Here is an 11,612-nt window from a genome sequence, read left to right on the forward strand (position 1 = left end):
CAGGCGCTCGACCATGATCTTGCGGCGGGTCACGGCGGCGCCAGGCGGTCGATGCGGCTGATCTCGGTCCGGTTCGGCAACGTGCTGGCGTCGAACGGCTCGGTGGTGCCGAAGTTCAAGGCCCAGATCGATGCCGGCGGTCCCGTGACGGTCACGCATCCCGACATGGTCCGCTACTTCATGACCATCCGTGAGGCCTGCGATCTCGTCATCACGGCGGCAACGCATGCGCTCGGAACGCAGCGTTCGGACGTGTCGGTCTATGTGCTCAACATGGGCCAGCCGGTGAAGATCGTCGATCTCGCCGAGCGCATGATTCGTCTCTCGGGCTTGCAACCCGGCTACGACATCGAAATCGTGTTCACGGGCATGCGGCCCGGCGAACGCCTGCACGAAATCCTGTTCGCCTCTGAGGAACCGACCCGCGAGATCGGCGTCGCCGGCATCATGGCCGCGCAGCCGAACGAGCCGCCGATGCAGACGCTGCGCAAATGGATTGCGGCGCTGGACCAGGCGATCGCGCGCGACGATCGGGCCACCATCAGGGCCATCCTGAAGGATGCGGTTCCGGAATTCGGGTCGAGCGCGGCCTGACCATGACATGCTGATGCACGGGGATAAGCGAACGATGAGCGACGTTAAACAGATTGTGCTGCTCACCGGCGCCAACGGTTTCATCGGGCGACACCTTGCACCCGCGCTCCTGCGAGAGGGATGGGAAGTCCGGGGTACCGTTCGAAAACCGGCGAAGATGGAACACGAGATTTTACTTAAATCGATAGGTCCCGGAACCGACTGGGGGCCTGCGCTGGCGGGTGTCGGTGCCGTCATTCATCTGGCCGCGCGAGTGCATCACAAGCACGATGAGCACGCGGCTAGGTTGTACCGCGACGTCAACATCGAAGGCACACTAAACCTCGCTCGCAGCGCGGCAAAAGCTGGAGTGCGCCACTTCATCTTCCTCAGCACCGTGCTCGTACATGGCCGCAGCAATGACGGTCGCGCCCCCTTCGATGAAGAAGACGACCTTACCCCTGTCGGCCTTTACGGAATGTCTAAGGCCGCGGCCGAGAGGGGGCTCAGAATGCTCGCACGCGATAGCGCTATGCGTATCTCGATAATTAGACCGCCGTTGGTGTACGGTGCCGGCGCTAAAGGGAACTTTGCCCTGCTGGCACGTGCAGTGAACTTGGGGCTGCCACTACCCTTTGCGGCGATTCGTAATCAGCGAGCCTTCCTGGCCGTACAAAACCTCTCATCTTTTATTCTTCGGCGGCTGGCCCACCCCGATCCTACGAGCAATTTCGAGATCTTCCTGGTGGCTGACGGTCAGCAAATCTCCACGCCCGAATTCATCGAGAGCTTGGGAAGAGCATCTGGCAAGAGCCCGTGGCTCTTCCGCGCGCACCCCGACTTGTTGAGCTTCCTCTTTAAAGCGCTTGGCCGACAAGACACGCATGATAGCCTGCTCGGCTCGCTAAAGCTGAACATCTCCAAAGCCATCGAAACTGGATGGAGGCCGCAGATTTCCATTGACGAAGGCTTGGCCCTTGCGCTGTCGTCTCGAAAGGTGGGAGGGGCTCACTCGCACTATCATCGGTGACTTGCCAATTTCAGCAGATGCATCACCGCACTTTAGGGAGCACGGCACTAGTTCGATTCAATTTCGCCTCGATTGCATCTGCGGCTCGCCGCCGATCCTCGGCCACCTTCAACAGGGCATCTCGCTCAAAGGTCAGTCGTCGCGAGACCCGCCTGCCGCGAGCAGATCTGCTCTAACCTCCTGAACTCCTTCCGTCGAACTACCTTCTCGCTGCAGCTGCGAGATCGGCTGGTGGTCGCGCAGAAGATCGGTCCAAGGGCCAGTTAGGTTCCGGTGCCTCGGTAGCTGGGTCGTCAAGCCGATCGATTGGCCTCGTCAATGAATCGCCGAATTAGCGGGTGCCAAGCCCAATCGGCCGATCAGATATGTACGAAGTCCGGCGCACCTCGGTCAACGACACTAAATCAATAGCAAGACTTTCAGGCGCGCGCCAGAAAGTGGCGCAACGCCATTGATGTCACGGGTTCGAGCTCAGTTTTGACTGACCGTAGGCTCTCCGAATTTACGATCAAAAGCTTGCCTTCGGTAATTCTAAGACGTTCGGCCGGAACGGCCACCGCAATATAGATTTCGGCTCTTACGTAACCGCCAATATCGTTCAAGCCAGGCGAGTATAGACTCGCTAGACGGCAAAACCGTTCGGAACCGAGAGAATAACTGGTCTCTTCAGCAATCTCACGAACAATACAATCCAGGCGACTCTCTCCAGCTTCTCGTCGGCCGCCGAACAGTGAGATCTTGCCGGGCCACATGATGCCGGCCTTCATATCCCGGCGCTGCAACAGGAAGCGCCCGAAGGTGTCGATCAGGATTGCTGACGAGTACTCTTGAATGGAAACCCCTAGCATGCGACGGCCGTAGTACATCAGCTTTGAACTTCACTCAGCATACGCTTCCCACTCAAGCCTAGCTATCGTTCCGAGCAGTTCCAAGACTAACTGACGCTCGACGCCTGAAATAAGTGCTCTCTCAGCTCCCTTCGCATCCCAGACCGATTGATCCCCCTAACATTCTACCGGCAACTTCACGCTGGATCATGACGGAATGCATTCGTGTTTCTGTGGGGTATCAATCGACGAGTAACTATCCATTTTCTGCGCACAAATCGGTGCGACCCGACGCGAGCGAAGGACTAGCCACCCAAAACACATAAGCGTCGCCCGTCACCAAGTCCGTGGGGTAAGCCACGGACCGGACCCAACCTGCACCTGGGAACAGGCCGACAGAGCGCCGCATGTGATATGCCGAAGTGAACGTCGCAGGTTTGGGGTATGCGGTGGCCTTCGTCGAAACGGCATTTTCTACGGTATTTCGTGCTCCTTTTTCTCCCTGAGATGAACGTCGAAAGCTATCGAAGGAGATCCGCTCTCAAGCAAAAACGGGGTTCAGGACGCTTAACCCCGCATGCGACAACCAAAACCGTCGCTGATTGACCCTGCGCGAAAAGCAGACTTCAACAAAAACTGTTGCGTGCGACAGCCGTCGCGGCAATCATCACCGACTCGATACTGATACCATCCTGATTGCCGCGCCAATCGACCCGGGAGCGGCGGGAGGCGAAAGAGACACATGAAAACAGCACTCATCGTGCTCGCTATCGTTGCAGGATTGTTAATTGTCAGCGCTGTCACCTACGACGAGACTCCAGAAGCTCCGAGGCACACGATACACTGAGGACTTTCGACATATGTGTACACCGGCGAATCTAGATGCCCCCACGAGGAGCTCGCATACAGAATCCTAGTACACAGGCGCATACCGGTCGTACGCGGCGACATCTGCAATTCGGCGCCGATCTCCTCAGCTGCTCGCTGGCATTCCTCTGAAAGCTTCAATCGGGCGGATCATCTCAATATCCCTAAGTGAAGCAAAGCATCGAATTGTCATTCCTTCACGGAAGCGAGCTCCTTAGGAGAAGCAACGTCGACAGCTCACGATCGGAGTCTTGGGCTGACACAGAAACCGAAGCTACACCGCACTTCTTCAAGGCCAATGTCGGATTCACATTCAATTCGCCTGGGACGAATGCTGTTCCTCGGACGGCCCGTCAACGATCTGATCAATTACCGCATAGGGATGTCGATTTACCTCGTCGAAAATACGCCAAACATACTCGCTGATGATGCCCAGCATGAGGATTATAAGCCCGAGTAAGAACGACATGAGTGCCGCGAGCGTGGCGAATCCGGGCACAGCGATCTTGCCGACCAGAGCGCTGACGACAACTAATGCGCCGTAACCAAAGCTCGCAACCGACACAAACAGGCCGATGCCGGAAATAATTCGCACCGGCGCGAACGAGAACGAGAAGATCGAATCGATCAGAAGCTTCCACTTCTTGCCGAACGTCCAACGGGACTTTCCGTGCTTTCGCGCGAGCCGCTTGTATTTGATCTTCTCTGGAGTAAATCCCAGCCAAAACGGGAACAACGGGAAATTGACGTGCTTGCCGCTTTCCCGCAGGTACGGCAGGAATGCCTTATCCATCAGAGCCAGGTCAAAGCCTTGCTTAGGATATGATGGCGCCACGAATTTGCGAAGCAGCTTGTAATAGATGACCGAGAACATTCTTGAGCTCAGAGGATCCTCTCGATCTGTGCGCTCGCAAATGACATACTTCTTCCCACTGAGCCAATGGGCCACCATCTCGGGGATAAGATCGGGCGGGTCTTGCAGATCGGCGGCCAGGAAGAGAAACGCATCCCCGGAAAGGTGGTCGATTCCGACCTTGACGGCGCTAATCGCGCCAAAGTTGCGTGCGAGCTTGATGACCATCGTTGTTGGACGGACCAATTTGAATTGTCGCAACAAGGCCAGAGAATTGTCCCCCGAACCATCATCAACGAAGATGAGCTCGAGCTTGACACCCTGCTTCTCGAGCTTGTCTTCGACATAGCGCAACTTGCTGAAGAGATCCGGCAGCGCCTGCTCGTTGAAGTAGATCGGCACGACGACGGATAAGGTTTTAGCCATCACGACTTAGCCCAAGAGTGGGATGGTTGAATCGGAAGCTTGCGCAGCAATGCAGCGATCGCGAGACTGCAAATCAGCGTGACCGCTAGAAAGACCTGATACATCTGGTTCGACATCCAGGGGCCCGTGTACATATAGAGCATCTGGTCGGGAAAGTGCTGGAAATCACCGGTCCAGGGGCCGACATTGATGGAAATCCAGCAGCGCGAGAGAAGGAATCCCATACCAGCAATGGAATAGGTGAACCACCAATCGATGCGATAGCGTTCATCAAGTTGATTGAGCGCCTGGCAGACGAGCACGATCAGCGCGGGCCAGGCATTCAGGAATTGGCGAGATTCCGACCCTACCGAGAGCGCCGCGAACAGCATCGTGAACAGAGTGAGGCCAAGACCTTCGGCCCGTCCTACGGCGACGACTCGGGGCCACAAAAACAACGCCAGCAGATAGAACGGACCGTAGTGCATGGCGTGCGCGACAACGTTTACCAATGGATTGGCCAGCGAGGCCTGGGTGAGAAGCCCAATATAACTGACGATCGTGAGCGGCCCGGTCGTCCGGTCCGAAAAATGGGTGCTCAACCATTTGGCTGCGATGAGAAGGACGAGTGCCGCCACCATATGCCGCCAGTTAACGTCCCGCAACGCGCGCAATTTCGCTGGAATGTTGATGAGCGGAAGCTCCGCAAAGTAGAGGTATCCTACATAGAGGACCGCGCAGAGCGGTAGGAATGCGAGCCTGATCTCCGTCGTACCGGGCGTTTGACGGAGCCCTTTAACAAAATAGAGCCACGCCGATAGCCCGAGCAGAAAAACACCACCGGCCAGCGCCAAAAGATGTGCGTGACGCGGGGTGGGTCTCGTTTCCAACTTGGCATGCCCAAAGGCGATCAAAAGAAAGGAGCCGTAGATCATAGTCGGCCAAACAAATCCGCAGAGGAAGCTGAAGAGCCAGAGCGAGAGCATATTGCGGCGCAGATAGGCATGAACGATCGCCAAGCCCAACACATAGCCCGACATGTCGGTGAGCGTCGGATTGTACGAAAGATTGGTTAGCACCGCATAATTGAACAGGAAGCCGGAGATTGCGAGATAAGAGATGTTGCGTCGCCATTGGAAGTAGTGCGCGATGGAGAAGATCAAGCCCACACCGCAACAGAGAAGCGCGCAGTTCAGGAGGAAGAACGCTCGGATTACGTTAGCGGTACCGCTGATGTCGTAACGCAACCACTCACTTAGGAAGTGCACGACCAGCGATGGGAGGATGCGCCCTACGTAGTATTCGGAAATTGTGCGGCTGCGCAATACTTCAATTGTGTCGCGCTGGGCCCAGTCTGCATAGGCCGCGCCATCCCAGCCGAGACCGGAATTGTGCTGAATCCGTTCCCCGTGCAAAAACCAATAAGAGAAGAGTAGAATGCAGCCCAAAAAGACGAGGAGACCTATGAAATCGTGGATGTCTGGGCGACCACAGAGCTGAAGTCGGTCAACTTTCATTGTTGGATAGCCGTCTAACCACTTGCCGGACCCGCCGACAACCCATGTGCAAATTGAATTGCCCTTATACTGTCTTGAGGCAGCTCGGCAAACGGCCAGCGCCGGAAAACGTCATTTTTCAGTCCAGCGCATTGGACATCTACAATTCGTTCTTTTCGACCCCCATACCTCTTTTCCCAGGTGTCGTTTCTCAAGTCTCTGGTGTCAATCCCTACGACTTCCCTCTGTCAATCGCTTTGCAACTCGATGGGTTACATGAACTCTTCTCTGTTTGCGACTGAGGCGTAGCGTCGATAGGCCTGTGGTGGGCTCCGATCTCGGCACTAGCTTGCGGCGTAGTTTTCGCGATCGCCAATTGAGCTTCGTCGGAGCTGCCGCCCCGGTTCATTTCTTTTGTGGAGCGGATTGATGCCGCAAATACTCACTAATGTACCGATCACTGCTGACGCACGGAATGGCGTTACCTCTTGCACGATGGTACGTTGCGCCAAGATCGATCCTGGGAGCGCCGCTTAATGGTGAGGACCACGCGTGGGCACCAGCCCGCCGGATGAGCTGATTTGGCTTTCAACTCAGTATCCATTCGGTATTGATTGCAAGGCGCCTTAAGCGTTCGCCAGATTATGCAGGTAGGAAGCGTAATCGCCCTTGCCCATGTTAGTAGCCAGTCGCTCGAGTTGAGCCCGGTCGATATAGCCCTGATTGAAGGCGACCTCCTCGGGGCAAGCTATTCGGAACCCCTGCCGTCTTTCGATTGTCGCCACAAATTCTGCGGCATCGAGCAGACTCGCGGGCGTGCCAGCATCCAACCAGGCGAAGCCGCGGCCCAATCGTTCGACGTGCAGTTCGCCGCGCTCGAGATATAGGTTGTTCAAATCGGTGATCTCCAGCTCGCCACGGGCCGAAGGCCTGATGCCCGAAGCCAGGCTCGCCACTCGCTCATCGTAAAAATAAAGACCAGTGACCGCGAAGTTCGATCTGGGGTTTTGCGGCTTCTCCTCGATGGAACGGGCCCTGCCCTGTTCGTCGAAATCCACCACACCATAGCGATTTGGATCAACTACTCTGTAAGCGAAGATGCTCGCTCCACTCGTTCGAGCGGCGGCGTTGGCGAGCAGGCGCTGGATCCCCTGGCCGAAGAATATGTTATCGCCCAGAATGAGAGCCGAGCGCGCTCCCTCGACAAAATCGGGTGCCAATTGAGAGCGTCAGGACCCGCGATGTGTGTGATCCCGGAATATTCGGGCCGCCAGCCAAACCGCATCATGCGGCGCGCCAGCGCGATCGTCGCATCAGCTAGGTCCGGGGCATAAGTTGGACAACCCGTTTGGTCGTTGACGATCCTGAGCTGCCCCTCGAGTAGTTTCCGCCAGATCGTCCCGACGAAATTGGTGCCAAACGGCGCGTATACCCAGCACGTTCGTAGCACGAGGTGTTGCGCATTCGCCGACATCACGGCTCGTTCGCCTGCCAGCTTCGAACGACCGTAGACGTTCTGTGGATTCGGAATGTCCTGTTCATTATAAGCGCTGGACTTCATTCCATTGAAGACATAGTCGGTCGAGAAATGGATAATGGGAACGCCGCAGCTTGCTGCTGCGACCGCAACTTCCTGTGCGCCGTTGCAGTTGATCGTAAACGCGAGATCGGGTTCGTCTTCTGCCTTGTCGACGGCGGTATAGGCCGCCGCGTTAACGACAATGTCGGGGCGGAACTTGAAAATAGCCGCCGTTGCACTTCCGGGCCGCAACAGATCTGCATCAGGACGTCCGATACATTGCAGGATGAGACGTTCTCTTTGGCAGCCGATTCACGCAACGAACGGGCGATCTGGCCTTCGCGACCGGCGACCAAAAGCCTCATGAGGCGTCCTGCCCGAGAAGACCCAGCCGCGCGCCGCTGTAAACTCGTTCCCGCAACGGCCGCCACCAATCAGCACGCTCCATGTACCAGCGCACCGTTTTATCGATGCCAGTTTCGAACGTCTCGTTGGCGCGCCAGCCCAGCTCGCTCTCCAGCTTCGTCGCATTGATTGCATAGCGCAGATCGTGACCCGGGCGATCTGTGACAAACGAGATGAACTGATGGTGGGACACACTGGTCGGGCGAAGCCGGTCCAGCAGAGTGCAGATCTGCTGCACCACGTCCAGGTTGGTCTTTTCGTTTCGCCCGCCGACATTGTAGGTCTGACCCGGCCGGCCCTTCGCCAGAATAGCTGCGAGTGCGCGAGCGTGATCCTCCACGTAGAGCCAATCGCGAATGTTCAATCCATTTCCGTAAACAGGTAAAGCCTTACCCTCGAGCCCGTTCAGGATCATCAAGGGGATGAGTTTTTCTGGAAATTGGTAAGGCCCATAATTGTTCGAGCAGTTTGAAACGATGACGGGCAGGCCATAGGTGCGGTGCCACGCCTTCGCCAAATGGTCCGATCCGGCCTTACTCGCGGAATATGGAGAGCTTGGATCATAAGGCGTTGTTTCGCTGAAGGTACCCTCAGGCCCCAAAGATCCAAATACCTCATCAGTCGAAACGTGCACAAAACGAAACGACTGAGCAATGCTCGCCGGGCTGCGCTCGACATAACGACGCGAGGCATCAAGTAGCGTATATGTCCCAAGCACATTCGTTCGCACGAAAACCTCTGACTGTGCGATCGAGCGGTCGACATGGCTCTCGGCCGCGAGGTGAATAACCGCGGCCGGCTCATACTTCCTCAAAACGGAATCCACGGTCTCCCAGTCGCAGATGTCGCCCTTTTCAAAGGCGTAGCGCGGACTGCTCGAAACTGGAGCGAGCGAAGCCAGATTGCCTGCATAACTCAGGTTATCCAGCACGACGACATCGAGTCCAACACAAGAAATGAAATGACGGCAGACTTCCGATCCGATGAACCCTGCACCCCCAGTAATAAGAACCCGCATGATCGTCCTATAGCTCTAGTTGGAGCGCCGTGCCAGCTCGTTCAGACGGGGAAGATTACGATCCTTGTCTGATAAGGTCGCCCCGGTCGCCGAGATCCGCCAATCAATCTGCAGTGCGGGATCGTCCCACACGATTCCGCGTTCATGACCCGGCGAATAGTAGTCGGTAGTCTTATAAATGACCTCGCAATTATCGTCTAGCGTGGCGTAGCCGTGGGCAAAACCGGGCGGGCCACAGCTGCTGCCAATTGGCCTCGGACAGCTCGATGGCGACGTGCTTCGCATAGGTCGGAGACGTTTCGCGAAGGTCTACCGCAATGTCGAGAATGGCTCCTTTCGAACTCCTCACGAGCTTACCCTGAGCACGAGGCGCGAGCTGATAGTGCAAGCCGCGAACGACTCCCCTGCTCTTCGACAGCACGTGATTATCCTGCACAAAGGCCACATCGACGCCATGGGCGGCGAGAAGATCCGCCCGAAAAGTTTCCGAAACCGAGCCACGCTCGTCGGTGTGCCAGAGCGGCGTCACCGGCAACACGTCCGGGATGCTCAAGCGTTCGATCTTCATTGCTGCCGTCCCTGAGGTTGAACGCGTTCAGTCATCCTGGGCCTGATGGCCTGACCCACTCGCAAAAACTTTTCGCCCCCCTTAAAGTCCTTATCCACGCGGACCGACCCTGGTGTCCGGCTCCAAACGGGAAAGCTCGACGCCGCCCATCAAAGCCGACCAAAGACGGCGGCGAGGTAAAGCGCTAGATTTTCGACGGCCGTTTGCCGGTAGACACCTGATCGCCAAAGTAGCCATATTCGAACGGGCAGCCAAGCGGCTCGTGCCTTGGCGAAGCGATCAAGGATTACAGCATTTGCCGGAATCAGTTCGCCGCGGACGCGATTGAGCGAGCTCAAGTTGACCTCGTTCCATATGGCCATCTGTCCAGAAGCAAGTCCAACTGCTCTCGTCAGACGCGCCTGAAGGCCGACATTTTTGCCGAACGTGTTTTCCCCATGCTGCCGGTAGGCTAGACTGGGCCGAGCATCATAGTGCACGAGCCCTCCAACTCCCGTAATCATCTGGTACGTCCACCAATCGTGCGCGATCATCTCCGCGTCCGCCGGACTTTTCTGAAGCACCAATTGCGCCGCGCGGTTGAATACCATGGTGTTTCCGCCGCCCATGTTCTGCACGAGCGCATTAGCAAATCCCGGCGCTCGGCCAAACTTTCGCGAATACCCCATTGGAGCTCCCTCGCGGGTGACCAGCTGGGTCCGCGTGAAGAAGACGGCCGGCTTGTCTTCCGGAACCCGTTCGAACCACGCGACAGCATCCGCCAACTTGTGAGCGAACCAAATGTCGTCCTGATCGCTGTAGGCGAACAGGTCGCCCACAACGTCGAGGCTTCGGACCATCGATGCAAAGTTTTGCCAGAAACCGAGCCTCGGACCATCACAGATCGTCACTTTCTGCGATACGGATTTCGAGAATTCTTCGATGAGCTCCAGCGTGCAATCGGTCGACCCGTCATCAGAAACGATCAGCTCCCAATTCGAATAGGTCTGGGCGCGATAAGATTCGAGCTGCTCGCGGATGAACTCCGCGCCATTTCTAGCCGCAAGCAGGATCGTGACTTTGAGTTGCATTGACAACTGAAATCCTATTGACGCGCCGCCTTTGGAACTCACTCCGGATTGGTCCGTTCGGGGCGGAAATCGAATAGGCCTGTTTACCAAACCACCGCGAGCTTTCCACGCGCTTGTGTGCGCCTGTTCGGGCGACACAGGACCAGATCCCCAAGGTTGCTCATAGCTAGGGGGACAGTCGTTGAGATCGCATCCTGATGACGTGGTCGCGCAGCAGGCCGACTATCAACCCGGCAGCGAGACCCATAATGATGCCGAAGAACACGACGAGCCCCTTGCTCGTTGATGCGATCCTGACTGATGAAACCTCGCCCATCATCTCGGTGGGAGCTGACTGGAACCCGTTGCGACGAATCAGGAAAAATCTCTGGCGCGTCACCTCCGCTATCTCCTTTGCATTTTTTTCCATCGCCGGCGCAATTGCGGCCAGAGCCGCTTGAGCCTCATTCGCACCCGGACCGGTCGCAGACGAGAAAGCCTTCTGGAGGCTGGCCTGTACTTCGCGCAGGCCGGCAAGCTCCTCCCTGTACTCCTCGGCCAGGAGATCGGCTTCCGAGCGGGCCGCCCGTGCGAGTTCTTCGTGGACGGATCTTAGGTGGTCGACGGGCGTTGCTACCAGACGTATCGCCTTTTCCGAGCTGGAGTCCCGCGCCGTGATGCGGATCAGCCCGGTCCCCGGAATGGATTCGATCCTTGTACTTTCGAGCCCTGCCTGCTGCGAAGTTACGCGCATTCGCTCTAGCACTTCCTGAAGCGGCTCGATCGGCCGGCTCACAGCTGCCAACGCATCATAGAGCTGGCCAATTCGGATGGTGGCCTGAGCTTCCCACTGTGGCTTCACTCGGCTGAGCGGCACGATCGTGAGTAAGGACACGATCACGAAGGTCGCTGTGATCCATCTCCATTGCCGCGTGAAGAGACGGACGTGATCCATCGGCTCGAACCGGCCCCCCCTAGTAGTATGTTCTGTCAGCATCGACG

General features: G+C 56.9%; 9 protein-coding genes and 3 pseudogenes. 2 read left to right on the forward strand and 10 right to left on the reverse strand.

Translation table 11 applies throughout. The annotated features are described in order from the left end of the window. Together AC0L3S_RS19030 and AC0L3S_RS19035 are read left to right on the forward strand one after the other, a co-directional pair. Positions 1 to 594, forward strand: a 594-nt coding sequence (locus AC0L3S_RS19030) for a polysaccharide biosynthesis protein (protein WP_473280352.1), incomplete at its 5' end; no start/stop codon positions are given. Positions 595 to 628: 34 nt separating this feature from the next. Further along, positions 629 to 1,603, forward strand: coding sequence for an NAD-dependent epimerase/dehydratase family protein (locus AC0L3S_RS19035; RefSeq protein WP_473280353.1), 975 nt, complete (start codon positions 629 to 631; stop codon positions 1,601 to 1,603). Positions 1,604 to 2,022: 419 nt separating this feature from the next. Here AC0L3S_RS19035 and AC0L3S_RS19040 read toward each other — a convergent pair whose 3' ends face one another. The 10 genes and pseudogenes from AC0L3S_RS19040 to AC0L3S_RS19085 all read right to left on the reverse strand — a co-directional run bounded on the left by AC0L3S_RS19040 (position 2,023) and on the right by AC0L3S_RS19085 (position 11,607). Beyond that, positions 2,023 to 2,469: an NUDIX domain-containing protein gene (locus AC0L3S_RS19040; RefSeq protein ID WP_473280356.1), complete on the reverse strand. Its 447-nt coding sequence runs from the start codon at positions 2,467 to 2,469 to the stop codon at positions 2,023 to 2,025. Positions 2,470 to 2,686: 217 nt separating this feature from the next. Then, positions 2,687 to 2,965 (reverse strand): ElyC/SanA/YdcF family protein, encoded by a 279-nt coding sequence (locus AC0L3S_RS19045; RefSeq protein WP_473280602.1) that lies wholly within the window; start codon positions 2,963 to 2,965, stop codon positions 2,687 to 2,689. A gap of 645 nt (positions 2,966 to 3,610) precedes the next feature. Next, the gene (locus tag AC0L3S_RS19050; RefSeq protein WP_473280359.1) at positions 3,611 to 4,576 is read right to left on the reverse strand and encodes a glycosyltransferase family 2 protein; all 966 of its coding nucleotides are present in this window, start codon (positions 4,574 to 4,576) and stop codon (positions 3,611 to 3,613) included. After that, positions 4,576 to 6,072, reverse strand: a complete 1,497-nt coding sequence (locus tag AC0L3S_RS19055; RefSeq protein ID WP_473280362.1) for a hypothetical protein — start codon at positions 6,070 to 6,072, stop codon at positions 4,576 to 4,578. The genes AC0L3S_RS19050 and AC0L3S_RS19055 overlap by 1 nt, the downstream gene beginning before the upstream one ends. A 605-nt stretch (positions 6,073 to 6,677) precedes the next feature. Continuing rightward, positions 6,678 to 7,271 (reverse strand): annotated as a pseudogene (locus tag AC0L3S_RS19060) (sugar nucleotidyltransferase); the annotation flags it as partial. A gap of 53 nt (positions 7,272 to 7,324) precedes the next feature. Then, positions 7,325 to 7,822: pseudogene (locus AC0L3S_RS19065) on the reverse strand (SDR family oxidoreductase); the annotation flags it as partial. A 109-nt stretch (positions 7,823 to 7,931) separates the two neighbouring features. Beyond that, positions 7,932 to 8,993, reverse strand: coding sequence for a dTDP-glucose 4,6-dehydratase (gene rfbB / locus AC0L3S_RS19070; RefSeq protein ID WP_473280365.1), 1,062 nt, complete (start codon positions 8,991 to 8,993; stop codon positions 7,932 to 7,934). Positions 8,994 to 9,008: 15 nt separating this feature from the next. Next, positions 9,009 to 9,561, reverse strand: a pseudogene (gene rfbC / locus AC0L3S_RS19075) (dTDP-4-dehydrorhamnose 3,5-epimerase). A gap of 149 nt (positions 9,562 to 9,710) precedes the next feature. Continuing rightward, positions 9,711 to 10,631, reverse strand: a complete 921-nt coding sequence (locus AC0L3S_RS19080) for a glycosyltransferase family 2 protein (protein WP_473280367.1) — start codon at positions 10,629 to 10,631, stop codon at positions 9,711 to 9,713. Positions 10,632 to 10,797: 166 nt separating this feature from the next. Next, complete coding sequence (locus tag AC0L3S_RS19085; protein WP_473280369.1) at positions 10,798 to 11,607, reverse strand: hypothetical protein; 810 nt, start codon at positions 11,605 to 11,607, stop codon at positions 10,798 to 10,800. Positions 11,608 to 11,612: the final 5 nt, after the last annotated feature.

This window comes from Bradyrhizobium sp. Ken01, assembly GCF_055807355.1.

What these genes read in the sequence shown, in the direction of transcription:
- AC0L3S_RS19035 (WP_473280353.1), top strand. Translation starts at nt 629, where the DNA reads ATGAGCGACGTTAAACAGATTGTGCTGCTCACCGGCGCCAACGGTTTC.
- AC0L3S_RS19040 (WP_473280356.1), bottom strand. Translation starts at nt 2,469, where the DNA reads ATGTACTACGGCCGTCGCATGCTAGGGGTTTCCATTCAAGAGTACTCG.
- AC0L3S_RS19050 (WP_473280359.1), bottom strand. Translation starts at nt 4,576, where the DNA reads ATGGCTAAAACCTTATCCGTCGTCGTGCCGATCTACTTCAACGAGCAG.
- AC0L3S_RS19055 (WP_473280362.1), bottom strand. Translation starts at nt 6,072, where the DNA reads ATGAAAGTTGACCGACTTCAGCTCTGTGGTCGCCCAGACATCCACGAT.
- rfbB (WP_473280365.1), bottom strand. Translation starts at nt 8,993, where the DNA reads ATGCGGGTTCTTATTACTGGGGGTGCAGGGTTCATCGGATCGGAAGTC.
- AC0L3S_RS19080 (WP_473280367.1), bottom strand. Translation starts at nt 10,631, where the DNA reads ATGCAACTCAAAGTCACGATCCTGCTTGCGGCTAGAAATGGCGCGGAG.
- AC0L3S_RS19085 (WP_473280369.1), bottom strand. Translation starts at nt 11,607, where the DNA reads ATGCTGACAGAACATACTACTAGGGGGGGCCGGTTCGAGCCGATGGAT.